Source organism: Amycolatopsis sp. NPDC052450 (assembly GCF_044547565.1).
Lineage (GTDB): Bacteria > Actinomycetota > Actinomycetes > Mycobacteriales > Pseudonocardiaceae > Amycolatopsis.
The window spans coordinates 89,581-114,093 of the sequence record NZ_JBIUAQ010000029.1; the positions used below are offsets into that span (position 1 = coordinate 89,581).

The 24,513-nt window shown below is 68.9% G+C and carries 22 protein-coding genes and 1 pseudogene; 7 read left to right on the forward strand and 16 right to left on the reverse strand.

Annotated features, from left to right (window positions below; genetic code table 11):
• Positions 1-141 precede the first annotated feature (141 nt).
• The 10 genes and pseudogenes from ACIHAO_RS34105 to ACIHAO_RS34150 form a co-directional block, all read right to left on the reverse strand.
• Complete coding sequence (locus ACIHAO_RS34105; protein ID WP_396564876.1) at positions 142-1,098, reverse strand: carboxymuconolactone decarboxylase family protein; 957 nt, start codon at positions 1,096-1,098, stop codon at positions 142-144.
• Between the two features lie 2 nt (positions 1,099-1,100).
• Positions 1,101-2,753, reverse strand: a complete 1,653-nt coding sequence (locus ACIHAO_RS34110; protein ID WP_396564878.1) for a GMC family oxidoreductase N-terminal domain-containing protein — start codon at positions 2,751-2,753, stop codon at positions 1,101-1,103.
• Complete coding sequence (locus ACIHAO_RS34115) at positions 2,750-3,307, reverse strand: DUF5987 family protein (protein ID WP_396564880.1); 558 nt, start codon at positions 3,305-3,307, stop codon at positions 2,750-2,752. The genes ACIHAO_RS34110 and ACIHAO_RS34115 overlap by 4 nt, the downstream gene beginning before the upstream one ends.
• A gap of 5 nt (positions 3,308-3,312) precedes the next feature.
• Positions 3,313-4,665: a cytochrome P450 gene (locus tag ACIHAO_RS34120; RefSeq protein ID WP_396564882.1), complete on the reverse strand. Its 1,353-nt coding sequence runs from the start codon at positions 4,663-4,665 to the stop codon at positions 3,313-3,315.
• A complete protein-coding gene (locus tag ACIHAO_RS34125) occupies positions 4,662-5,642 on the reverse strand; it encodes an enediyne biosynthesis protein (RefSeq protein ID WP_396564884.1) in 981 nt (326 codons plus the stop codon). The genes ACIHAO_RS34120 and ACIHAO_RS34125 overlap by 4 nt, the downstream gene beginning before the upstream one ends.
• Before the next feature lie 5 nt (positions 5,643-5,647).
• A complete protein-coding gene (locus tag ACIHAO_RS34130) occupies positions 5,648-7,612 on the reverse strand; it encodes a CRTAC1 family protein (RefSeq protein ID WP_396564886.1) in 1,965 nt (654 codons plus the stop codon).
• Between the two features lie 167 nt (positions 7,613-7,779).
• Positions 7,780-8,721, reverse strand: a pseudogene (locus ACIHAO_RS34135) (DUF1702 family protein); the annotation flags it as partial.
• Positions 8,722-8,880: 159 nt separating this feature from the next.
• Positions 8,881-9,783: a helix-turn-helix transcriptional regulator gene (locus ACIHAO_RS34140; RefSeq protein WP_370305246.1), complete on the reverse strand. Its 903-nt coding sequence runs from the start codon at positions 9,781-9,783 to the stop codon at positions 8,881-8,883.
• Between the two features lie 283 nt (positions 9,784-10,066).
• On the reverse strand, positions 10,067-11,512 hold the full coding sequence (locus tag ACIHAO_RS34145) for a SagB family peptide dehydrogenase (protein WP_396564920.1): 1,446 nt from the start codon (positions 11,510-11,512) through the stop codon (positions 10,067-10,069).
• 42 nt (positions 11,513-11,554) lie between these two features.
• Positions 11,555-13,828 (reverse strand): TOMM precursor leader peptide-binding protein, encoded by a 2,274-nt coding sequence (locus ACIHAO_RS34150; protein ID WP_396564888.1) that lies wholly within the window; start codon positions 13,826-13,828, stop codon positions 11,555-11,557.
• A gap of 221 nt (positions 13,829-14,049) precedes the next feature.
• Between ACIHAO_RS34150 and ACIHAO_RS34155 the strand changes: the two genes are divergently transcribed.
• The 4 genes from ACIHAO_RS34155 (at position 14,050) to ACIHAO_RS34170 (ending at position 17,631) form a co-directional block, all read left to right on the forward strand.
• Positions 14,050-14,883: a BTAD domain-containing putative transcriptional regulator gene (locus tag ACIHAO_RS34155; RefSeq protein ID WP_396564890.1), complete on the forward strand. Its 834-nt coding sequence runs from the start codon at positions 14,050-14,052 to the stop codon at positions 14,881-14,883.
• A gap of 41 nt (positions 14,884-14,924) precedes the next feature.
• Entirely contained in the window at positions 14,925-15,611 is a 687-nt protein-coding gene (locus tag ACIHAO_RS34160) for a winged helix-turn-helix transcriptional regulator (protein WP_396564892.1), read from the forward strand.
• Positions 15,612-15,721: 110 nt separating this feature from the next.
• Positions 15,722-16,300: a hypothetical protein gene (locus tag ACIHAO_RS34165; protein ID WP_125792982.1), complete on the forward strand. Its 579-nt coding sequence runs from the start codon at positions 15,722-15,724 to the stop codon at positions 16,298-16,300.
• The gene (locus ACIHAO_RS34170; RefSeq protein WP_396564895.1) at positions 16,297-17,631 is read left to right on the forward strand and encodes a copper resistance protein CopC; all 1,335 of its coding nucleotides are present in this window, start codon (positions 16,297-16,299) and stop codon (positions 17,629-17,631) included. Before ACIHAO_RS34165 ends, ACIHAO_RS34170 begins: the two co-directional genes overlap by 4 nt.
• Here the strand turns inward: ACIHAO_RS34170 and ACIHAO_RS34175 are convergent, their stop codons facing one another.
• A complete protein-coding gene (locus tag ACIHAO_RS34175) occupies positions 17,632-18,240 on the reverse strand; it encodes a hypothetical protein (RefSeq protein WP_396564922.1) in 609 nt (202 codons plus the stop codon).
• 315 nt (positions 18,241-18,555) lie between these two features.
• Between ACIHAO_RS34175 and ACIHAO_RS34180 the strand changes: the two genes are divergently transcribed.
• The gene (locus ACIHAO_RS34180; protein ID WP_396564897.1) at positions 18,556-19,224 is read left to right on the forward strand and encodes a M protein; all 669 of its coding nucleotides are present in this window, start codon (positions 18,556-18,558) and stop codon (positions 19,222-19,224) included.
• Here ACIHAO_RS34180 and ACIHAO_RS34185 read toward each other — a convergent pair.
• A complete protein-coding gene (locus tag ACIHAO_RS34185; protein ID WP_125779762.1) occupies positions 19,221-19,583 on the reverse strand; it encodes a YciI family protein in 363 nt (120 codons plus the stop codon). The genes ACIHAO_RS34180 and ACIHAO_RS34185 overlap by 4 nt on opposite strands.
• A gap of 168 nt (positions 19,584-19,751) precedes the next feature.
• Here ACIHAO_RS34185 and ACIHAO_RS34190 point away from each other — a divergent pair, with 168 nt between their 5' ends.
• Positions 19,752-20,033: a metal-sensitive transcriptional regulator gene (locus ACIHAO_RS34190; RefSeq protein ID WP_007034631.1), complete on the forward strand. Its 282-nt coding sequence runs from the start codon at positions 19,752-19,754 to the stop codon at positions 20,031-20,033.
• On the opposite strand, the gene ACIHAO_RS34195 is transcribed toward ACIHAO_RS34190, so the two are convergent.
• From ACIHAO_RS34195 to ACIHAO_RS34205, 3 genes are read right to left on the reverse strand one after another with little or no spacing between them, the layout of a single operon-like run.
• Entirely contained in the window at positions 20,034-22,241 is a 2,208-nt protein-coding gene (locus ACIHAO_RS34195) for a heavy metal translocating P-type ATPase (protein ID WP_396564900.1), read from the reverse strand.
• Positions 22,238-22,390: a hypothetical protein gene (locus ACIHAO_RS34200; protein WP_396564902.1), complete on the reverse strand. Its 153-nt coding sequence runs from the start codon at positions 22,388-22,390 to the stop codon at positions 22,238-22,240. The genes ACIHAO_RS34195 and ACIHAO_RS34200 overlap by 4 nt, the downstream gene beginning before the upstream one ends.
• On the reverse strand, positions 22,387-22,593 hold the full coding sequence (locus tag ACIHAO_RS34205; RefSeq protein ID WP_007034629.1) for a heavy-metal-associated domain-containing protein: 207 nt from the start codon (positions 22,591-22,593) through the stop codon (positions 22,387-22,389). Before ACIHAO_RS34205 ends, ACIHAO_RS34200 begins: the two co-directional genes overlap by 4 nt.
• A 96-nt stretch (positions 22,594-22,689) precedes the next feature.
• Here ACIHAO_RS34205 and cobF point away from each other — a divergent pair, with 96 nt between their 5' ends.
• The gene (cobF, locus tag ACIHAO_RS34210; protein ID WP_396564904.1) at positions 22,690-23,460 is read left to right on the forward strand and encodes a precorrin-6A synthase (deacetylating); all 771 of its coding nucleotides are present in this window, start codon (positions 22,690-22,692) and stop codon (positions 23,458-23,460) included.
• A gap of 317 nt (positions 23,461-23,777) precedes the next feature.
• Here cobF and ACIHAO_RS34215 read toward each other — a convergent pair whose 3' ends face one another.
• Positions 23,778-24,419: an IS3 family transposase gene (locus ACIHAO_RS34215; protein WP_396564906.1), complete on the reverse strand. Its 642-nt coding sequence runs from the start codon at positions 24,417-24,419 to the stop codon at positions 23,778-23,780.
• Between the last annotated feature and the right edge of the window lie 94 nt (positions 24,420-24,513).

Consider the following 24,513-nt stretch of genomic DNA (forward strand, 5'->3'; position numbering starts at 1 on the left):
CCACCGCACTCCCCTAGCTCTCAACCACTCAAGTCACGGAATCGGAGTCTCGGCGCCAGAACCGGTGTTCCGGGAACGAGGGCGCCGTCCGCACCTGCAGTCCGGTCAAGCATGAACCGGAGCAGGGCGAGAAGTCTTCTCTCATGTTGTTGAAGGCGAGCCCGAGAGCGAGACGCGGTGGGCGGCCGCGGCGAAACTCGTCCACCCCACGAGCTCGACCAGCTCTCGATCGCCCAGGCCCGCCGCGGTCACCAAAGCGTCGTCGACCTGATAGGGCGCCTTCGCCACCACCAAGGCCAGCCGGACCGCCGGATCGTCGAAGGCGTCCACCCAGGAGCGGCTCAACCCTGGCGCGGAACCGTCCCATGTGGACAGTTCTCTCGCCACGACTTCCCGTACGGCCGAAGGCACCGCCAGCGAGGCGAAAGCCGATGCGGCACGCGAGAACGCGTCTTCCATGATCGGATTCCCCGCGGCCCAGGAGAAGTCCCGTGACCCCGCCGGAAGCAAGTCCAACGACTCACCAGGCAGGGCCGCCGACGCCGGGCGAAGGAGCCGCCCGAGGACGGCCTTCGCCTTCGAACGCGCCGAATCCGGCACGGTCGACGGCAGCGGCGACGGCCCGAGGAACACGCTCACCACCCGGTTCAGGTAGTGGAACGTGAACGCGACCGCGGTCAGCTCCGCCCTGGCCGCCACGGACAGCGCCCCGGCGAACGGATCCGCGACGGGACGCCCTTCGGCGATCGCCGAAGCCTCCGAGGCGCGCCCGAGCGAATCCAGCGCCATCCCATGGACCTCGACACAGTACGGACACGAGTTCGCCCGCGACACCAGTGTCGCGACGACCTCGCGGTCCGCCCGGCTAGTCGCCCCCGCCGCCACCAGGGACTCCCGCAGCATCACCCAACTCGCCGCGAGCACCGCCGGTGACGGCGAATGCAGTGCCACCGGCGGGGCCAGCATGCCGAATTCGCGTTCCAGCCGACGGTAGACGTCACGCACGAGCCCGGTCGCCCTGCCGTACGGGACCGGCCGGACGTACCGGACTTCGCGCAGCACCCGTCTCAGCGCGAGTCTCACCAGCGCGGGAGCCATGCTCAGCTCCCGGCGACCAGCGATAGCTTGCTGACCGCCCGCCGCCCGGTGATCGAGCCGTCCGGAGCCGGCGCGCCGTACGTGACGTCGACACCGCGTGCCTGCAACGCCCGCACGATGCCCGGTACCGAACGTTCGGCCAGCGCCGCGATCGTCATCGCCGGGTTCACCGTCAGCGCGCCCGGCACGGAGGCACTGTCGGTCACGAAGATCCCGGGATGGTTGCGGAGTTCGTGGTTCGGGTGCAGCGCCGAGGTCTCCGGGTCGTCACCGATCCGGCACGACGCCAGCGGGTGCACGGTGTACGCGCCGACGACGTCGTTGGTCCACGGCGACACCTTCGCCAGGCCGTCCTTCTCGAGGATCTCCTTGCACTCCGCGTCGGCCAGCGACCAGCCGTGCAGGGTGTTCGGCGTCGGGTCGTACTTCAACGGGCCGCGGCCGAGCATCTGCTGGGAGATGCGGTACGCGTTGCCGGTCGGCGGCGGCGCGCCGAAGACACCTTCGTTGTCGTCCTCGGTCATCAGGAAGATGGTCAGCCACGACGACCACTTCTTGAGGATCTCCTTCTTCTGCGCGCCGAACCATCGCGGTTCGGCGCCGTCGGGCACCTGCGCGAGGATCGTGCCGAGCCCCGGCGGGAAGTACAGCTGCTCCAGCGAGTACCGCTCGTACTCCGGAAGCGAACCGTCGAGCTTGTCCCAGTTCGCCACGGTCGGCCCCTTGCCGATGTGGTTGGCCTCGTAGACCTTGCCGTCCTCACGGGACAGCCCGAGCACCTCGCGGACCCGCTCCTCGTCGATGATCGCGGTGTTGAGCCGCTCACCGTTGCCGGAGAAGTACCGGCCGACCGCGTGCGGCATGGTGCCCAGAGCCGCCTCGGAACGCTGCAGGATCACCGGGGTCGCCCCCGCGCCCGCGGCGATGATGACGACCTTCGCGTCGATCGTCCCGCTGCCGGTCTGCGCCCGGTAGTCGGTGTCGTCGACGACGTTGAAGTGCACGCGGTAGTCGCCGTCGTCGATCCGCTCGATGCGCTGGACCTCGTGCAGCGGCCGGATCTTCGCACCGTGCGCGAGGGCGGCGGGCAGGTAGTTGGTCAGCAGCGAGCGTTTCGCGTCGAAGCGGCAGCCCGCCATCATGAAGTTGCAGTTCACACAGCGGTCGTTGTCCACCGCGACCGGCGCCGGGTTCGCGGTCCGGCCGGAGTGGTCGCACAACGCCGCCCACAGCCCGCCGGCGTACGAGACGTCGTTCCAGTCCTGTGTGGACACCGGAAGCGAATCCGAAACCCGGTCGTACCAAGGCTCCAGGGTGTCCCGCGTCAGCACCGACGGCCACATCCGGCGGCCGATACTGCCGTGGCGCTCGAACACGAACTTCGGCGCGCGCGGCATCGCGGCGAAGTACACCACGCTGCCGCCGCCGACACAGTTCCCGCCGAGCACGCTCATCCCGTCGCCGACGACGAAATCGAAGGCCCTGGTGTAGGACGAGCCGAGCAGGTAGTCGTGCTCGAACTCCTTCGTCTCCAGCCACGGCCCGCGTTCCAGCACGGTGACCTTCGCCCCGCCCGCGGCCAAGTGGTAGGCGGGGATGGAGCCACCGAACCCGCTGCCGACGATGACGACATCGGTCTTGTCGTAGGCGCTCATGCGGGGCTCCCGGAAGGCGTGGTGTCAGGGTGGAGTCGCGCCAGTTCGCGACGGTAGGAGAACTTCGGGAACCGCCACAGGCCGTCTTCGTCCGGCGCGGTGTACCCCATCGCCAGCAGGCCGGGGTGTCCCTCGGCGATCGCTTCGGCGGTGTGCTTGTGCGCCGCGCTGTCGAAGGACATGTTGCAGAACAAGGCGAGGCTGACCCAGCCGTCCTTCTCCGGATGCCCCGGCGCGGTCAGCGATCGCACGAGCGCCGTCCTGTCCGCAAAGGACAGTGCGACGAACGACGGCAGCCCCTCGTCGAGTTCGAGGTCGTTTTCCTTGGCGTAGATCTTCGCGTGATCGTTGAGGGCCTGCGCCAGATAGGGCAGCCCGACGGTCACCCCGGTCGCCTCGGTGTGCAGCAGTTCGAGCGCGCCCGCCACCACCGCGCCCGGCCCCGGCGAGGCGCCGGCGATCGCGTGATCCCCGGGGAACCGCTTCTCCCCCGGCAAGATCGTGTCCGCGTAGGCCTCCAAAGTGGACACCTTGACCTGTTCGTCCGAATCCACGGAACCTACCTCCTGTTCCTGCTGTGCACCGTCATCGGCAGCCCGCCGCGCACCCGCAGCGACAACATCGCTTCGGGGACCACGTCGTAGCCTGGGACCTTCCTGAGTTCGAGGTCGCGCAGGACCATCGTCAGCACGAAAACGGCCTCCATCACGCCGAGGCTGTTGCCGATGCAGAATCGCGGCCCCGCGCCGAACGGGATGTACGCGTACCGGGGCCGCCCGCTCGGCCGGTCCGGATCGAACCGGTCCGGATCGAATCTCTCCGGCTCCGGCCAGAACGCCGGATGCCGGTGCAGGGTGAAGGGCACGACGACGACGTCGGATCCGGCCGGGATGTGGTAGCCGCCGATCTCGTCGTCGGCCTGCGCCACCCTCGGCAGCAGCCACACCGGCGGGTACAGCCGCATGACCTCTTCGACGACCCTGGCCGTGTACGGCAACCGGTGCAGATCGTCGTGCGTCGGCAGCTGGTCGCCCAGCACCGCGTCGGCCTCGGCACGCAGTTTCGCCGCGACGCCGGGATGTTCGTCGAGCAGGTGGAACGCCCAGCCCAGGGTGCTCGCCGTCGTCTCGTGCCCGGCGAGCAGCAGGGTGATGAGCTCGTCCCGCATCTGCTCGCGGGTCCCGTCGGTCGCGATGAGGCGGGACAACACGTCCTCGCCGCCCTCGACCGGATTCGCCAGCCGCTGCTCGACGAGTTCCTCGGCGATCCGGCGGAGATCGTCCCGGGATTCCCGGAACCGCAGCTGTTTCTTCAGCGGTGCCCACTGCGGGACCATGCTCAGCGTCACCGCTTCGAACATCGCCTGGTCCTGCACGGCCTCGAACGAATGCCCCAGCGACGTGAAGCCACCGAGGTCGGAGTCGAGCAGGGTCTTGCCGAGCACGGCGAGCGTCAGCCCGGTCATCTCGTGCAGGATCTCCACCGGGCCTTCGGTGTCCCGCAAGCGTTTCACGAGACCTTCGACCTCGTTCGCCACGACCGAGGCCTGCCGCGCGATCCGCTTGGGCTGGAACACCGGCTGGATGGTCCGGCGCTGTTTCTTCCAGACGTCACCGTCGCTGGTGAGCAGCCCGTCACCGAGCGCCCGCCGCGCCTCCTGGAGACCGATTCCCTTGTGGTAGTTGGCCGCGTTGTCCGCGAGCACGTGTTTCGCCAGTTCGGGGTGGTTCACCAGGTACATCGTCTTGGGCCCGATCGCGATCCGGACGACGTCCCCGTGCGCCTCCGCCGAATCCGACATGAGCGCCAGCCGGTCGGTGAAGAGTTTCTTCAGCAGACCGAAGGTCGCCCGGCGCGGCGGGCCGGGCGGCGCGAGACGCGCCGCCCGGCTGAGTTCCGCCTCGTGGGTCATGCCGCCACGGCCCCGGTTTCCGGCTTCTCGGCCGGCTTCGGCAGGCTCGTGACGTCGGCCGACTTCGCCTGGTCGGCCTCCCACTTCTCGGTGGCCTTCTTGGAGAAGTGCAGGCCCCACAGGAACATCCCGCGGATCAGGCAGACCAGCGCGGTGGCGAGGAACAGGCCGTACGACACGTGGACCACCATGAAGAACCCGTACGCCAGCGCCACGCCCGAACCGAACAGGACCTGCGACGCGGGCTTCGACGGCGTCGTGCCGGGGTCGGTGACCATGTAGTTCGTGTAGAGCACGAACGCCACCCCGGTCATCATCCCGAGCGCGCCGGGGATCGCGGTGTCGAGCACCAGGCCACGGATGATCGCCTGCAACGCGAAGGTGATCAGCCAGGCGCCGATCAGCCACATGCGCTGGGTCAGCATCGCGTTGAGCACCGTGCCCGACACGATGATGATGCCGACGATCAGCCAGCCGACCCACGAATCGACCTGCTCGGTGAAGTGGTACGGCGGCGCGATGCTCGCCCACGGGAACACCAGCAGGATGATCGTGATGCCGAAGTTCGACGGGTTCATGTAGTGGCGGAGCCTGCCGCGCACCGGGGCCTGGAGGACCCACTTGGCGCCGACGGCGACCACGACGCCGAAGATCATGACCAGCACCTGGTCGTTGACGTAGGTCAGCATGTTCAGCGCGAGACCGGTGATATGCGCCGGGAAGAGGAACTCCACCAGCCCCTTGAACCCGTTGCCGCGGAAGCGGACCGGACGGCCCTGTGCCCGCGCCCCGATGATCTCCAGCAGGATTTCCGTGGTGTACGCCGTCGCCAGCGCGATGAACGGATAGGTGTAGGGCTGCTCGAAACCGAGCACGGTGTAGCCGATGATGTTGAAGACGGTGATCGAGATCGCGAACCGGCGAAGGGCCGTGATCGTCTTGTTGCTCTTGGGTGCGGTGAGTGTCTGCTCAGCCATGACGGTCACTTCTCCTTAGCCTGAGCGCCGAGCTGGAACGTGTGGCTGCCCGGGGTCAGCTGGACCTCCTGGGTGCGGATGGTCCCGGTCAGGTCGCGCCATTGCAGGCTCACCTTCACCGGCCCGGTGACCTTGCCGAGTCCGATCTGGATCTCGTGGCTGCGCTTGCCGGAATGGCCGCTGCCACCGTCGACGCGGTCCATGTACTTCTTGCCGTCGGGGGTGACGACGGTGACCTGCGCGCCGATCGCCGCGGTGCCCGCCGCCTTGCGCGGACCGTCCGCCGAAGCCTTGTCGTGCACCAGCTTCAGGTTCAGGTACGACCCGGAATCGGGGCTGACGTTGTGGTAGAAGATCGGCTGCTCCCACTGGCGGGCCACGGCGAAGTCGAGCTTGCCGTCACCGTCGGCGTCACCGGTGGCGATACCGCGGGTGGGCACCGGGACGGCGAGACCGAGGCGCGGGGCCAGGTCGGTGTAGCGGCCGTCGGAACCCTTTGCCCAGAAGTGCAGGGTGTGGTCGCCGCCGACGTCGTCACCGGCCACCATGTTCGGCCAGAACGACGGGTGCTTCAGCAGTTCGTCGTTCGACGTCGCCAGTTCCTGCAGCTGCGGCCAGCGGTTGACGTCACCCTTGACGAATCCGGTCGCCTGCGTGATCACCGATTCGCCACTGTTGTTGTAGTCGGCGATCTTCACGTCCCAGCCCCAGCCGGACCACGCGGTGCCGGCCTGCGCGCTGCGGTCCACCCACGGCGCCTCGCCGCCCTGCAGACGGCCACGCAGATCCGCGGTGTCCTTGGCGGTGTTCATGAACTGGAAGTGGCTTTCCTCGATCCCCCAGGACGTCGTGATGTTGCTGACGTACAGGTCGTAGAGACCGTCGTGGTCGAGGTCGGCGAAGTCGACGCCCATGCCCTTGAAGGAGTCGTTGCCGAGCACCTTCGACTTCGGCTCGTTCGGCCCGCGAACACCCTTCACCTCGGCGAATTCGACGTGACCGGGGCGGGACTTGTTGTACAGCAGGCGGTCGTGCCCGAAGTCGTTGCCGATGTAGAGCTCCGGCAGGTTGTCCCCGTCGACGTCGGTCGCGCTGGCCGCGAGCGACCAGCCGCCCTGGGCGTCGGCCGGGATGGCCTTGTCGTCGAGGGCGAACGTCGCGCTCGGCTTCGCGCCCTGCGTCGCGCCGGTGAACCGCAGGATGTACTTGCCACCCGCGTTGTCCGCGTGCGACATCGACTTGTTCATCTCGACCCCGCCCTGGACGCGGTCGTCCAGCACCGCGCTGTCGGGGAAGTAGTTGCCGATGAAGATGTCCTGGTGGCCGTCGCCGTCGAAGTCACCGACCGAGGCGGCGTTGGTGTTCCACAGTGGACCGGCGTACTCGCCGTTCTTGGAGTTGTTGCCCGGCACCAGTTCCACCGCCTCGTAGGCCTTGGGCTCGAGCTTCGTCGCGCCCGGCTTCGAGAGGAACAGGATCGGGGTCCGGCCCCAGTAGTAGGCCAGCAGGTCGACCCGGCCGTCCTCGTTGTAATCCGCGGGCACACAACCCATGGGCGCGATGTACTTGCCCATCGGCAGCGGCGCCGCGTCGAGCGCGAACGGCGCGTAGCGGTCACCGCCCTTGCCCGGCGTCGGGGTGATCACCAGCTGGTCGCTGCGCGGGTCGACGAAGCACAGATCGTTCGCGAGCTCGTCCCCGTCGAGGTCGTTGACCGCGATCGCGGCACCGACCGAGGAGATCCAGGCCCGGATGTGCTCGTAGTCCTTGTTCACCGTCCGGATCGACTGGCTCTTCGCCGCCTCCGGCAAGGCGATCGTCAGCGGTTCGAACGCGTACTTCGAGGCCATCGTGTCGGCCTCGGCGGTCGAGACCGCGGGCAGCTGGGCCACCACGAACAGTCCCGCCATCAGCAACAGCGCCACGATGCCCGCAAGCTGCTTGCGGAGCCAGCCCAAGGTCGCGGTCATTTCCCTGCACCTCCGTCTTTATTGGAAAGCGCGCTACCGCGATCACGTCGCCAGGGCGCTCGTTCTGCCTGAACCTGCGGATGTACCGACCGGCGCCCTGCCGCCGTGATAGCGGGGCCTCCGGCCAGGGGCGCGCTTACGTCCTCAGTTGGCTGCTCCGCCATCTGTCCCGAACTGAGAACCTCGGCGGCGATGCGCTGTCGCCAGGTTTCGAATGCCGGGAGTTCGCCGTCGACCACGGTCGCGGGGCGCACCTCCTGGGTGATGGCCGCGGCCCGTTCGGCCGGCAGCCCGCAGATCGCCTGCGTGGCGACCTCGGTCTCGGGGATCAGCAGCCCGGCGCGGACGCGGGCTTCGGCGGCGAAAGCGCTGCCCTGTGCCAGATTCCCGTGGTGCTCGCCGGCGAACTCGGCCAGCTTCCGCAGTTCCTCGCCGGTGACACCGCACGCGTAGGTCGAGGCGAGCCCGACCCCGGCGTAGAGGTCTCCGTGCCGCCGCTCCGGGAAGCGCGCGATCGTGTCGGCGACCAGATCGACGTCGGTGCCGCAGATGAACCACAGCGCCCGCCCGATGCCCTGGTCGATCGCCCGCAGCGAGTAGCCGTCGTTCCCGGGCGGCCAGGAGAAGTCCGGGTCCTGGAACTGTCCGTCGATGTACTTGGCCGTCTTGAAGTAGGCCTGGTGGAAGCCGTACCCGTCGAGCACCAGCCAGCGCAGCAGCGGGTCGAAGTCCTCGGCGGACGGCCAGCGGAACCGCGGCAGCCGCGCCATCGCCCAGCCGACACCGACGTAGATGATGTAGTCGTGCTTCTCGGCGGGACCGTCGAGGAAGTCCGCGATATGCCCCCGGCCGCCGCCCGGCAGGCCGTCCAGCATCCCGTACCCCATTCCCGCGCCTTCGTAGGCGAAGCCGCGGAATTTGACCGGCATACGCTCTAACCATTCTTCGGCCTGCCCGGTGGTACGCGCTTCGACCGCGTGCGCATAGCCGAGCAGGAATTTCTCGCCGACGGTCTCCAGCAATTCCTGAGCGGCTGGGCTCTTCTTGTGGAAACCCCGCTTCTCCAGCGTGGTCTCGGAGACATCCGGCGTGATCATGCGACGTCTGATCGTGCGCCAACCATTGCCCAACGCACTCTCCCCCTAACGGGTGGATTCGAATTCTGGATTGGTTAAAGGCTCACACGCGCGACGAGGGCGCGGCTACTCCGCGGTTGCGCCCCGGTTCTCCCGGTTTGCGAAACCGGGAGAACGCGGGAATACCGTCGGTCAGGCCACCGCGCGCAGGTAGTCGGGAGCGGGCATGGTCATCCGGTTGCCCGCCGACGTCGGGCCGCCGGCGAGGGTGATCGCCATCGGCGCGTCGGTCGGCCGGGGAGCGCGCATCGGCATCCGCAGATGCACCCGGCCGTACCGGGTGATGTCGACCCGGCCGGGCAGGGTGCCCACGGAGAACGCGGAAGCCGCGGTCCCGGCGGCGTGCTCGGCCACCCCGATCACGGTCCACCTACCCTCGGGGACGTTCTGGATCTCGATGTCCGCCGACAGGACGTTCGCCCTGCCGCCGAACGCGACCGGGCCGCACTGCGGGATCGACTCGGCGAACAGTCCGATGAGGACACTCGCCGGGCCCGCCCCGCGCGGGGTCTCGACGCGCACGCTGATCGTGCCGGTGCCGCTGCGCATCGTGGCGCTGCCCATTCCGGCGCTGTGCAAGGCTTCCAGTGTCGGGAGCCGCTGGAAATGCGGGGCCAGCGCGACGAGCAGTTCGCCGACCTCGGGGTCACGGTACTGGGTCGGGGTCATCCCGACCGCACGGGTGAAACGGCTGGTGAAGGTGCCCACGCTGCTGTAGCCGACGCTGCACACGATGTCCGACACCGTCAGCGATGTCGTCAGCAGCAGTCTTTTCGCTTCGAAGAGCCGGATCGCGGTGAGGTACCGGCCGGGCGTGACCCCGGTCGCCTTGGTGAAGATCCGCGAGAAGTGGAACGGGCTGACGAAGACTTCCGATGCCAGGTCGCTCAAGGTGATCGGGTCGAAGTACCTCGCGTGCATCGATGAGATGGCCTGCAGCACCGCAGGTTGCAAGGGGGACGCCGGCTCGGGGAGCCGACCGGGTTCGGTGACGCCTTTCTCGTTCGCCGCCATGGCGACTGTTCGTAGCTGCATCAGACCAACCTCGGATTCGCTGTCGCTTTTCCTCTGCTGACAGCAAACGCGGCGGCGATTTCGGAGCACTCGACTCGCGATGGAGATGGGGTCCATCGGGGGGTATCCGGATCCGCGCGATCGGCGGACGGCCGAACGCACGGCGCGTACGGCGATCACACGCGAGTTCCGCCCTCAAGCACGCGAGTTCCGCCCTCAAGCACGCGAGTTCCACCCTCAAGCACGCGAGTTCCGCCCTCAAGCACGCGAGTTCCGCGTCCGATCACGCGAGATCGGTCTCCGCTCAGACCGGGAGGTCGAGCACGCACTCGCCGACGCTCACCTCGGCGGGCCAGTCGAGTTTGAGGGCGCGGTCGACGCGGTCGCCGGCGTCCACCGGGACGGCGTGCGCGGCCAGCCCCATGGCGCGGGCGACGAGGTACAGCGTCTGTTGCAGGGCACCGACATGCGCCAGCGTCGTGGCGTACGCGCCTCCGCCGAGCACGGACGCCATCCGCGGCATCCGCGCGGTCACGGTGATGAGCGCCGAAGGCCGCTGATGGTTGCCGCCGCCGATCATCGCCATGTCGAGGATCGCGTCGAGATCGGCCTCGTCGTCGTTGACAAGGACGAGTCGATGCTCCAGCGGGTCGTAGTGGTAGATCCCGCGGTCCAGCCCCGAGCATCGGTTGACCGAGACGTACAACTCCAGCTCGTACAGGCAGGCGACGCTGAAGTACGGCCGCTGCGAGGCACTGTGCGCGGGCCCGTTCGGGAGGTGCGCGGGCCCGATCGACCGGATCCGCGCGCCGCGGAACAGGAACTCGCCGATCTGTTCGGCGGACAGCGCGCCCTCGGTGAATTCGGGGCAGGTGTGATCGTGCTCCAGCAACGCCGTCAGCGTCGGGTCGGTCCGCGCGCGGTCGTCCAGGTCCGGCCGGTACAGCGCGTGGGCCGGGCCGTCGCCGGTGGCGGCCTTGACCACCGGCGGTTTCCCGAGCCCTGGCAGATCGGCCGGGCCACCGGGCCGCCATGTCCGGCTGGTGGTGTGGAACGACAGTTCGTCCGGGGACCACAGGCCCAGTTCGGGATCCTCGTCCTCGGCGAACCGGCCGTTTTCCCCGGCGACCTGGACGACGCCCGCGGCGACCAGGTACGACACGATCGCGCCGACCACCCCGGCGTCGATACCCGTCGTGGACGCGATGTCCGCGACCGATTTCGCGATCGCCAGGGTCGCCGCGACGTGCACCGCCCACGGCTGGGACAGCACGACGCGATACCGCGCGGACGGCGACTCCAGTCCCATCCCGTCGGCGTCGGACCGCAGGGAACTGAAGCGGGACAACCGGATCGGGCGCGTGGACGGGATCTCCGCCGGCGTGAACACCGGCGCGAGCACCACCGGGATCACCGACAGCAGCGGCCCCCGGCCGTCGGCGAGGCCGAGCGAGCGCACCACGGAACCGCCGAGTTCCTTCAACGCCTGTCGCAGCGCGTCGGCGCCCTCGGCCGTCCAGCTGAGCTCGCCTTCGAGATCGGGCTCCCGCTCGACCGGCTCCCAGGACGAGGTCACGTTCGCGAGCGAGACCGGCCCCAAGGCCATCCGCCGCAACGATTCCCGCACCAGTGGTTGCGCGTGGTCGAACTCGTACTCGCCCCAACGGGTGACGACCACCAGCGAGCCGTCCTCACCGATCTCGACAAGGCTGTCGTCGGTGAGCGACCACAAGGGGATCGTTTCGGCCACACCGCCGGGGGAATCTGTCGTCAACTGCCGCTCCAGCCGGATCTACAAGAACATGGGGAAGGGATTGAGCCGTTCGTACGGGGTCGGTTCGGCGAGCCTGCCCATCCGCACCGGCACGTCGAAGAGCCGTCCGGGGGCGAAGCGGCTCCAGAACGGACGCAGTCCCGGAACGACCACCCGGACCACCGGGAGGTCGATGTCGGGCCTGGTCTGATCCAGCACGAGCGTCTCCATTCCCAGTGCGGAAAGCTTGCGTACCAAGCTCTCCACGTCGTCCCGGACATCGGGCCGCCGGACGAACTTGAAGTCCGCGGCGCGTTTCGCCGACCGTCCCGGCGCCGGAAGGAGGTACGGCTGGTTCGCGACCGTGGCGTACCGGAGCCATTTCGACGCGTCGGGGTCGTCGAGTTCGACGTCGTTCGGGAGCACCGCCGGGATCATCTGGTTGAGCTCGCTGACCGCCCTCCTCAGCGCCGTCCTCGGGTCCAGATGGGCACCGAAGCCCATCATGACGTTCTCGCGCGGCCCGGCGATACTTCTGGACAGCGCGACCATCACCGGCACGCCGAGGTCCGCGGTCAGGTCGAGGACCCAGAGTTCCCGGCCGGCCCGCGCGTACTGGCCGACCATCTCCTCGGCCCACGGGTCGTCGAACGACGCGATGTCGACGCCGGGCACGGGGAGCCGGTTGTACCACCACATCGCGACGGCGTCGCGTTCGACGAGTTCGAGCAGCCCCTGCAGGATCGCGTCCTCGATGCTGCTTCCGGCAGCGCAGCCGTTGGAGTCCGCGCGCATCCCGGTGATCCCGCACTCCGGCGGCACCCCGTAGTAGAGGTACGCGGTGGGCATCAGTTTCCGGCGCTGCTGCGAAAGCGACCACAGCGGCGTCCAGTCGACGGCGGCCTCGGTGTCGAATCGGTCGGGGACGTGCTGGAAGTTCGCGTGCGCGGCGTTCCACTCGACGCGGCCGTCGTACTGGCGCTCGTCGAAGAGCATGCACGAGTTCGGGTGGACGGCGTCGTCGCCGAGCGCGCGGAAGGTGTCGCGGATCCGCAGTTCGTCGCCCTGGTAGTTCGCCGAGAACCGTTCGATCGCCTCGCACAGCGCGCCGACCTCGGCGTCGATCGGGCTCGCGCCCTTGCCGCCGTTGTCGCCGCGCAGCCCGGCCTGCAACCCCGCCTCACCGCGCACGCGGCGCGCGACGTTCAGCCCGGAGCGGTACGCGTTCACGAACGCGGGCGCCCTCGGGTCGCGGGCGATCTCCTTGACGATGCCGGTGACCGGGCTGACCAGGTGGCCGAAGCGGTCGAGCACCTCGACCGGGGTGAGCGTGCGGTGCCCACCGCCGCCCGACGTCGCCTTCTTGGCCTCCCGCAGCACGATCGGCTCGGCGGTCCGCGCGGCGACGATCCCTTCGTCCCCGCATTCGGGGCACTGCGGGCGCCGGCGCAGTTCGTGCAGCCTGCCCTGCAGGTCGAGAGTGTCCAGGATCCACACCGCCTGCTGCCCCGGATAGCGGTGTCCGGCCAGCCATTTGGACGCTTCGAGGGAGATCAGCTGCGACGCGGCCGCGGTCAGCGGCGGCACGGCTGGCATCGGGAACGAGGCGGGACCGTCGTGCCCGAGGACCTCCTGCACACATGCCTCCGCGTGCCGGTGCCCCCACAACCGGTTCGTCAGGCAGTGCCAGCAGCCGGACCGGCCGGGCTGCATGATCGGGCCGATCCACACCTGCGAACCCGACGGACGGGCCAGCAGCCACGGCCGCCCGGTGCGCCGGTGCTCCGCGTCGATCTCGGCCAGCCTCGGGTCGAGGTAGTCGTCGCACAACACGATCGCCAGCTCGGACGCCGTCCCGACCACCTCGATGCCGCTCGCGGCCAGCGCGCTCGCGACCTGCGAGGTGTCGACGCCGCGGCCGATCGCGGTCAGGCTCGCCGTCGCCGGCTTCCGGCGGCCCGCCACCGCGGACGCGTCGAGGCCGCACGCGTCCCAGTACGCGAGCGCGCGTTCGTCCCCGCTGACCTCTTCCGGCACGTGGACGGTGACCAGACCGGCCTCGACCAGCCGGGCCAGCACCCCGGTGACCTGTTCGGCGTTCATCCCGTCCGGGCAGGCGGACAGGAGCCCGTCGAGGTCACGGGTGCCGTCGAGCAGGGCCGCCACCGACGCGACCTGCGCGCCGCGGATCGCGATGACCCCCTGTTCCGAGAACAGGTAGGCACCGTTGCCCTCGCTGATCTCCGCACGCAGATGCCGTTTGAATCCCAGACCGCCGCTGACCGAGCCGGGCGTGGACGATGCCTCGCGCATGAAGACCCCCATAGGTCGATTGGTCCTCGAATCCTGCTGCGCGGAGCCTTGTACCGGCCAGTGTCCGTTTCATGCTTCCGACATGAAAAACCCACGTCTTCCCGGGACGCACGCACGCGGGACCTGGTGGACGGCTCACTGGCCCGGCGACCCGCCGCTCTGTCACTGTCGACGTACTGGGAAACAGCCCACGACGCGTATCGAGCTGGAGGGCGCTTGCGATGTACACCGGATCACGAGTAGCGGACACGCACCACGGCTCGGCACCGAACCCGGCCTCGCCCGCGAGCCCCGTCCGTTTCACCCTCCTCGGCCCGCTGGAACTCGTGCGGGACGGGATCGACTACGCGCCGACGACGCCGAAGCTGCTGCAGGTGCTCGCCATGCTGGTGATGAGTCCGGGGAAGATCGTGCACATCGACACGATCGTGCAGGAACTGTGGGCGAACGACCCGCCGCGCAGCGTCCGCACCACGATGCACACCTACGTCTACCAGCTGCGCAAGTGCATCGACGAGAACGACCTCGCCCCGTACGGCGAGACCATGCTGGCCACGAAGCCGCCGGGGTACGTGTTCCGGATCGCCCCGCACCAGGTGGACGTCTTCCAGTTCCAGGAGCTGCAGCAGAAGGGCCGGGAGCTGCAACTGCGGGGCGAGCACGTCGAAGCGGCGAAGGCCTTCCGGTCCGCGCTCGACCTGTGGTCGGGGCCCCCGCTCGCGAACGTCCACTGTGGACCAGTGCTGTCGGCCTACGCGGTCGACCTCGTCGAACAGCGGCGCAGCACCCTGCACCTGCGGATCGAGGCGGACATCGCGGCCGGGATGCGGCACGAGCTGATCGGCGAACTGCGCTCCCTGGTCACCGCGAACCCGCTGGACGAGGCCCTGCACGGGCAGCTGATCCGCGTACTCGGCCGCAGCGGGCGGCGCTCCGACGCGCTCGCCACGTACCGTCAGGTGCGCGCGAGGCTCAACAACGAACTCGGCGTCGAGCCCTGCGACGAATTGCAGGTACTGCACCACGGCCTGCTTTCCGAGGGTGAACCCGCGTGAACCCCCGCTCCCACCACGGAAACGAAAGTGAGGATCGACGGATGAGCAGTCGTACCTATGGACAGTTCTGCGGCCTCGCCCGCGCGCTGGAGATCATCGGCGAGCGCTGGTCGCTGCTGATCGTCCGTGACCTCGTCCTCGGCCCGAAGCGGTTCACCGAACTGCAGGCGGGTCTGCCCAAGATCTCGGCGAGCACGCTGTCGGCGCGGCTCAACGAACTCGAGCAGGCCGGGGTGCTCCGCCGTCGGCTGCTCCCCCAGCTCGACGCCGCGGTGATCTACGAACTCACCGAGTACGGCAGCGAACTCGACCAGGTCGTGCTGGACCTCGGCCTGTGGGGCGCGCGGTCGCTCGGCCGTCCGGCCCCCGAGGACGTGCTCACCAAGGACGCGGCGATCCTCTCGCTGTACACGACCTTCCAGAGCGAGAAGGCCAAGGGCGTCCAGGTCACCTACGAAGTGCGCCATCCGGGCGACATGGTCCTGCACGCGATCGTCGAAGACGGCGCGCTGAAGGTCGCGGACGGCGCGCTTCCCGGCGCCGACGCGGTCATCGAACCGCTGGGCCCGTTCATCAAGGACCTGCTGAGCGGGGACCTCACCGCCGCCGAAGCGATGCGAACCGGGAAGGTCCGCATCGAGGGCGCCTTCGAATACCTGGAACTGTTCACGGAACTGTTCCACATCCCGGCGGCGCCCAAGGCCGCGCAGGGAATCGTGGTGCGCTGAACGGCCTAGCGTCGCAGGTCGGATCAGCAATCTGGAGTAATTGAACCGCCGTTTCACGGGCTATCGTCGACTTCCGTCACCGGCCGGTCTTTCGCCCAAGGAGCCCCTTCATGGCCGCACTCGATTCGGATCGTCCCGGTCTCATCGCGTCGCTCAACGGTAAATACCACCGCGCCGCGCTCGGCGTCTTCGCGGTCGTCGTGGTGGCCCACTGGGCGGAACACCTGGTGCAGGCGTTCCAGATCTACGCCCTCGGCTGGAAGACGCCGGACGCCCGCGGCGTGCTCGGCATCCCCTTCCCCAAGCTGATCAGCTCCGAATGGCTGCACTACGGCTACGCCATCGTCATGCTGATCGCGCTGTTCGCCCTGCGCAAGGGCTTCGCCGGCCGCTCGCGGCAGTGGTGGAATCTCGCGCTCGGCCTGCAGTTCTGGCACCACATCGAGCATCTGCTGCTGCTGGTCCAGGCGCAGACCGGCTGGCGCCTCGGCGGCGGCACCGCGCCGAGCAGCATCATCCAGCTGTTCATCCCCCGGGTGGAGCTGCACCTGTTCTACAACACGATCGTCACCATCCCGATGATCATCGCGATGCTCGTGCACCGGAAGGCCTCCGCCGCCGAACGGGAGCTCACCGGCTGCACGTGCTCGCCCGAAAGCCGGCGTGAGCTGGCGACAACGGCCTCGTGACCAGGAGGCTCTTCGCGCTCCTGGCTCTCGTGGCGGCGTGGTTCGGGGTCGCGGTGCTCGCCGCGGCCCCCGCTTCGGCCCACGTCGAACTCCTCTCCTCGAATCCCGTCGACGGCGCCCGGCTCACCTCGGCGCCGGCACAGGTGTCGATCACCCTGTCGGAGAACATCGGCATCCAGCCGAACTCGATCAAGGTCGTCGACCAGCAAGGCACCGACGTGGTGTCCGGTCCGGTGTTCCAGCCGGGCGAGGTCGCCGAAGAGGTCGCCGTCAAGCTGGAGCCCGATCTCCCTGACGGCAGTTACCTCGTCGAGTACGCCTTCGTCTCGACCGACTCGCATCCGGTACGCGGCACGATCGCCTTCGTGATCGGCACCGGCCCCCTGATCACCTCGGCGGGCGCGGTGTCCGCCTCCACCGGGACCGATCCGGTGACCGACGCGCTGTTCACCACCTTCCGCTGGGGTTCCTTCGGCGGTGTCGCGCTGCTCGGCGGAACGGTGTTCTTGCTGGTCTGCCGTCCGGGAGGCCGGACCGATCCGGCGGCACGGAAGCTGATCACCACCGGACTGTGGCTCTCGGGTGTCACGGCCGTGGCCGGGTTCCTGCTGCAAGGCCCGTACGTCGCGGGCCGCGGGGTGGGCGCGGTCTTCGACCCGGCGATGATCGAGGCGACCCTGCGGGTGGCGTACGGGAAGCTCCTGCTCCTTCGCCTGGTCGCGATCGTCGCGCTCGCCGTGATCTTGCGACGGCTGCTGGCCGGCGAGCTGCCGCAGCGACTGCGCTCCCGCTACGAGAACCTCGGCATCGCGGCCGGGTTCATCGTGATGCTGAGCTTCTCCGCGACCGGGCACGCGGTGGCCGACAAGATCATGTTCCTCTCGGTCAGCGCCGACCTCGCGCACTTCGGCGCCATGGCCGTCTGGGTGGGCGGGCTGATCCAGCTGGCCGTGCTCCTGCGCGGCAAGTACTCGGCCGAGGAGGCCGAGCCGGCGCTGGCGCGGTTCCATCCGATCGCGACCTGGTCGATCGTGACCATGGTGGCCAGTGGCGCCTACCTGGGCTTCCGGCTGGTCCCGTCGGTGGAGGCGCTCTGGACGTCGGCGTACGGCATCGTCTTCGTGCTGAAGCTGACCGGGTTCGCCGCGTTGCTGCTGGTGGCGAACCTGAGCCGCACGGCGGTCCGGCGCGGCGTCCCTGGCCGCGGCGGCGCCGGTGTGGTGACCGCCGACTTGCGGAAGCTGCGGGTCAGCGTCGGGGTCGAGGTGCTGATCGTGGCCGTGGTCCTCGCACTGGCCGCGGCGCTGTCCTCGATGTCCCCGACCGGCTGATCAGCGCTCGATCTCCTCGTCCGGCGGAGCGAACGGCCCCCAGGTGAAGGCCCGTAGCCACGGCTCCGGATCACCCAGCCAGTCCAAGGCGGCGATCTGGGCCGGGGTCCGGCGCCCGGCGAGCGACCGGTACAGGTCGACGGGCCTGCCCGAGAGCACCGCGGCGACCGGTTCGGTACCGGCGATCCACGTCGCGCCCTCGGTCTCGATCCGCATCCCGGGCAGTCCATGCCTGCCCAGCGAGGCGCCGAGGCCGCCGACGAGCACTTCGAAACCCCGCTGCCAGGCGCCGTGCGCCTCGGGCGGCGGCGCGCCCAGCGCGAACCGGAGATCGAGTTCGTGGGTGAAGGCGTCCATCACCATGATGTCGCCGCGGCTCTTGCCGTCGCCGTCGGCGGCGAGGAGCGTGTCGGCCTCGGGGCCGCGTTCGATCCAGAGCCGCAGCAATGCGGCGACCGACGCCGTCTCCGGAATCGCGCAGGCCTCGCCGCCGAACCGGGTGATCACCCGGTCGCAGATCTCGGTCAGATGGGCGATCAGGTCCCGGACAGTCCACTGTGGACAAGCGGGGACGGGCCGCTCGCCCGCGCTCGCGTGATCGGTGAGCAAGATCGCGATGTTCTCCCTGACCTGCCGATATCCTTCGGCCGCGGTCGCCGGATTCCAGCCAGGGACCCGAATTCGGCTGCTCGTCACGCGGCCACCTCCAGTGGGGGCAAGGGATGATCGTCCATTCTCCCATCGTTCACGGAAGCACCCTTCTTCCCGCTTGCGGCGGACCGTTCACCGCAAAGACCACCCACCCGTGGCACATGTCGTCGAGGCTTCAGGCACACTGGTCGATGAAAGCCCCGTGTGGCAACGCCCGTGCGCTGTAAGAGAAAGCGCCCAATGGCGACACATCGACCACTGTGGAGGTGACCAATGGAGATGCCCGGCTTCGATCTGGCGTGGCGCGGATTCAATCGCGCTCAGGTCCGGGAATTCGTTCGCGAGGTGGAAGCCGAACTACGACGAGTGGAAGCCGAACGCGACGAAGCCATTCGCCGCGGCGAGGCTCTCGCCGCCAGGCTCACCGCCACCCAAGAGGAAAACCGCGAACTCAAGGCCAGCGTCGACCGGATCAGCCGCGTGCCGATCGCGCCGGACGCGTTGCAGGAACGCTCGCGCCGGATGCTGGAACTCACCCGCGAGGAAGCCGACGACATCACCGCCCGTGCCGCCGAAGCGGCCGCCAAGGCCGAAGCGGAACGGAAACGGATCACCGAAGATTTCGAACGCGCCATGACGCTGCGCCGCGCGGAGGCGATGCGCGCGCTCGCCGCACAGGACGAAGCAGCGCAGGAGCGGGCGCGAAAACTGCTCGACGCCGCCGCCGAAGAGAGCGAGCGCCTGGTCGCCGAAGCGCGGCAGGAGGCCGACGTGGCCCTCCGCCTGCGCGATGACGTGCTGAAACAGCTGGTCGGCTGCCGCGAACTGCTCACCGAGGCAGGTTCGGTCCTGGCCGTTCCCGACTCACCGAAACCGGAAGTGCCCGTTCAGCGCCGGAGCAGAGCCGAAGCCCGCGCCGGCGCCGAAGCGGCCACCACTTAGGCGTTGTCGCCGGAGGAGAAGACCACGGGCCGGATCTCCATCGCGTTGATGTGCGCGTCCGGGATCTGGCCCGCGATCTCGATCGCCCGCTCCTTGCTGTCGCATTCGACCAGGTAAAAGCCGGCCAGGTACTCCTTCGACTCCGCGAACGGGCCGTCGGTGACCACCGGGACGCCGTCACGCACCCGGACCACCGTGCTCTCCTTCGGCTCCCCCAGCGCCTGCGTCCCGAGCAGTTCGCCGCTCTCGGTGAGCTTCTTCATGAAAGGGTCGATGCGGGCGACCACCTCGTTGCGCTCCTCCTCGGGAAGGGCGTCCCAGGCGGTGGGGTTCATGGTGATCATGATCATGTACTTCATCGGTGTTCCTCCTGGTCGTCCGGCCGGCTCCCGGCCGCTCACGAGTGAGTCGGAGCCGCCGGATCGTCCTCGACATCCTGGCAGCCGCGAATTTCGAGCCCCCCGGGCGCATACGCTGGGTGGGTATAGTGGTCGCCGACGGGCGAACGACGAGAGAACGGGTGTGCGATGACGGGCTACGGCACCGAGCGGGAGGCCTATCTCAAGCGCCTGCGCCGGATCGAAGGACAGATCCGCGGTCTGCAGCGGATGGTCGAAGAGGACAAGTACTGCATCGACATCCTGACCCAGGTGTCCGCGGCCACGAAGGCACTGCAGTCGTTCTCCCTCGAACTGCTGGACGAGCACCTCGCCACCTGCGTGGTCCACGCCGCCGCCGCGGGCGGTGAGGAGGCCGACCTCAAGGTCCGGGAGGCGTCCGACGCCATCGCCCGGCTGGTCCGTTCCTGATCAGGCCACGCCGGCGAACCGTCGCAACCGCAGGCTGTTGGTGACGACGAAGACCGAGGAGAACGCCATCGCGGCCCCGGCGATCATGGGGTTGAGCAGGCCGAGCGCGGCCAAGGGCAGCGCCGCGACGTTGTAGGCGAACGCCCAGAACAGGTTGCCCTTGATCGTGGCGAGCGTGCGGCGCGAAAGCCGGATGGCGTCCACGGCCGCACGCAGGTCACCGCGCACCAGCGTCAGGTCACCCGCTTCGATCGCGGCGTCGGTCCCGGTGCCCATCGAGAGGCCGAGGTCGGCCTGCGCGAGCGCGGCCGCGTCGTTGACGCCGTCACCGACCATGGCGACCACGCGGCCCTCGGCCTGCAACCGTTTGACGACGTCGACCTTGTCGGTGGGCAGCACCTCCGCGATGACCTCGTCGATCCCCACTTCGGCGGCGACGGCCTTCGCGGAGCCGGTGTTGTCGCCGGTCAGCAGGACCGGCCGGAGCCCGAGCGCTTTCAGTTCCGCCACGGCCCGGGCCGACGTCGGCTTGACCGTGTCGGCGACGACGACCACACCACGGGCCTCGCCGTCCCAGGCGACGAGGACAGCGGTCGCGCCGCGGTCCTCCGCGGCCTTCTTGACCTGGGCGAACTCGGCGCTGACGGGGATGTCGTGCCGGTCGAGGAGAGCGGCACGGCCCGCCAGGACGGTCCTGCCCTCGACCTCACCGGAGACGCCCAAGCCCTCGACGTTGCGGAATCCGCTGACCGGCGGCAGCTCACCCAGCCGGTCTTCGGCGGCCGCGACGATCGCGCGGGCGATCGGATGCTCGGAAGCGTGCTCGACCGCCCCCGCCAGCCGGAGCACTTCGGTCTCGTCGCCTCCGTACAGATCAGTGAGGCTCATCTTCCCGGCGGTCACCGTGCCGGTCTTGTCCAGGACGACGGTGTCGACCTGCCGAGTGGACTCGAGCACCTCGGGCCCCTTGATGAGGATGCCCAGCTGCGCGCCGCGGCCGGTGCCGACCAGCAACGCCGTCGGCGTGGCCAGGCCGAGTGCGCACGGACAGGCGATGATCAGGACCGCGACGGCGGCGGTGAAGGCGGCGTCCGCCCCGCTGCCCGCGCCGAGCCAGAAGCCGAGCGTACCGACCGCGAGCGCGATCACCACCGGGACGAATACGGCCGACACCCGGTCGGCGAGCCGCTGGACGCGTGCCTTGCCGTTCTGCGCGTCCTCGACCAGCCGCGCCATCTGCGCGAGCCGGGTGTCGGCGCCGATCCGGGTGGCACGCACGACGAGCCTGCCGCCCGCGTTGACCGTCCCGCCGACGACGGCGTCCCCCGCGGTCACCTCGACCGGGACGGCTTCACCCGTCAGCATGCTCACGTCGACGGCCGATCCGCCGTCGGTCACCACACCGTCAGTGGCGATCTTCTCCCCCGGCCGCACGACGAACTCGTCACCCGTCTTCAGCGCGCCGATCGGGACACGGCTCTCGACACCATCCCTGAAGACCGCGACGTCCTTCGCACCGAGCTCGAGCAACGCCCGCAGAGCGGCGCCGGAGCGGCGCTTGGACCGGGCCTCGAAGTAGCGGCCTGCCAGGAGGAACGTGGTCACGCCGGCGGCGACTTCGAGATAGAGGTTGCCCGCGCCGGACCCGCGTTCCATGGTCAGCTCGAAGCCGTGCCGCATACCGGGCGTACCGGCGGTGCCGAACAGCAGCGCGTACAGCGACCACAGCGTGGCGGCCGCGACGCCAAGTGAGATCAGGGTGTCCATGGTGGCGGCGCCATGGCGGAAGTTCGTCCAGGCGGGGCGGTGGAACGGCCACGCGCCCCAGGTGACGACGGGGGCGGCCAGCGCCAGCGAGACCCACTGCCAGTAGGTGAACTGCCAGGCCGGGACCATCGCCAGCACGATCACCGGCACGGCGAGCACGGCGGAGACCAGCAGCCGCGTTCGCAGGGAAGCGGCCTGGTCCTCTTCGTCCTCGTCAGGCTTGGGCGGCTGGGCCGTGTAGCCCGCGGACTCGACGACACCCACCAGGTGGTCGACCGAGACCGCGGCCGGGAAGTCGACCTGCGCCTTCTCGGTGGCGTAATTGACCGTGGCGGAGACGCCGTCGACCTTGTTCAGTTTCCGTTCGACCCGCGCGGCGCAGGACGCGCAGGTCATCCCGCCGATGGCCAGTTCGACCCGCTGGGATGTCCCGACGCTCACGGCGTACCTCCCGGGTGGTGCCCGTGGTGTTCGCTGGGCGGCGGCGGCGCTTCGTCGAGCGGCCCGACCGCGGACCCGATCGCCCAGGCGAGGACGAACACCGCGACCAGAGCCGCGGCGAACGCCGACACCTTGACGACTGTGCTCACGAGACGAGCTGGTAACCGGCCTCGGTCACAGCCGCGTCGACGGCCTGGACGTCGAGCGGCGACTCGCTGGTGACGGTCACCTTGCCGCTGGCGACGTCCACGTTCACGGCGCTGACACCCGCGATCCCGCTGACCTCCTCCGTGACGGACGAGGCGCAGTGTCCGCAGGACATGCCCTTGACGGTGTAGGTGGTTTCGGCCATCGGTACTGACTCCTCTGCGGGACAGGCGAAGCGATCACTTCCTTTATACCCCGTGGGGGTAGGGGTTTGCACAGAGGGTGCGGGCACACTGCGGAAATGAGGAAGATCTCCGCCATCGGCATCGGCGCCGGCGACCCGGAACACCTGACCGTCCAGGCCGTCCGGCGGCTCAACGAGACCGATGTGTTCTTCGTCCTCGACAAGGGCTCGGAGAAGCAGGACCTGGTGGGCCTGCGCCAGGAGATCCTCGACCGCTTCGTCGAACAGCCCGGCTACCGCGTCGTACGCGCACCGGACCCCGAACGCGACCGTACTCCTGACGACTACCGGAAGGCCGTCGCCGACTGGCACCGGCTCCGGACAGACGTCTACGAGAACATGATCGCGTCACTCGGGCCCGACGAGCGGGGCGCCTTCCTCGTATGGGGTGACCCGGCGCTCTACGACTCGACCCTCACGTTGCTGGACGCCGTACTCGCCCGAGGGAACGTCGAGTTCGAGTACGACGTCATCCCCGGCGTCAGCAGCGTGGCCGCGCTGACGTCCCGGCACCGGACCACGATGAACCAGATCGGGCGCCCGGTACTGGTCACCACCGGCCGTCGCCTCGAGGCAGGCTGGCCCGCGGACGTCGACGACGTCTTCGTGATGCTGGACGCTCAGTGCACTTTCACCCAGTTCGCCGGCACCGGCCTGGAGATCTACTGGGGCGCGTACCTCGGAACCCCCGACGAGCTCCTGCTCTCCGGTCCCCTGTCCGCCGGCCTCGCCGCGGAAATCCGCTCCGCCCGCACCGCTGCCCGCTCACGCAAGGGCTGGATCATGGACATCTATCACCTGCGCCGCCCCGTCCCACCCCGTCCGTAACCCCTTCGCCCACCCCGCCCTCACGTGCCCACCCCCGTGACGCCTCCAATCACGCGAGTTACGGCTTCAATCACGCGAGTCGCGTCTCTGATCACGTGAGTTACGTCTTTGATCACGTGAGTCACGGGTTCCGTCACGGGTGTTCCGGGTTTGTTCGCATGGGCCCGGTCGCGTAGCTCGCGTGTCCAGGGATGTATCTCGCGTGTTTGGACTCGTGACTCGTGTGTCTGGAGCCGTATCTCGCGTGATTGGAGCCGTAACTCGCGTGTTCGGGGGCGGGACTTGTGGAGTTGCCCCCGGATGGCGGACACGGGGTTTCACGCGGCTTGTTGGTGACTGTAGCTGGTTCGGGTTTCGTGGGGTGTGCGGTGACCGACTGTCGAATGTAGACGGTCGTGGTTGTAGTAGTGGAGGTAGCGGAATATGTCGTGTCGTGCCTGGTCACGGGTGCGCCAGATGGTGGTGCCGATCTCGGTTTTGAGGGTGGCGAAGAACGACTCGGCGACGGCGTTGTCGTAGCAGGACCCGACCCGTCCGATCGAGGGCTGGATCCGGTGTTCGGTGAGCGCGGCGCGGAATTGGCCGGAGGTGTACTGGACGCCGCGGTCGGAGTGGAAGACCGCGTCGGGGCGGATCAGGCCGCGCGCGGTGGCCAGGGCGATCGCGTCGCAGACCAGGTCTGTGCGCAGGTGCTCGGCCATCGCGTGCCCGACGATCTCGCGGTTGTGCAGATCGATCACCGTGGCCAGGTAAAGCCAGCCCTGGAACGTGGGCAAGTAGGTGATGTCCCCGACGAACCGCTGACCAGGGCGCTCGGCGGTGAAATCACGGCGGATCACGTCCGCCACCGGTGGCACCGGGGTGGCGGCGGGTCTGGTCAAGCTCCGGCGTTTGCGGCGGGTGATCCCGGCCAGGCCCTGCTCCCGCATGAGCCGTTCCACCCGCTTGTGATTCACCACGGCCGTGTCATGACAACCGTGTAAGCCGCGGATGGACCAAGATCGGGTCGTCGGACGCGACCCAGAAGGGCTCCATCTGTGACCGAGGACACAT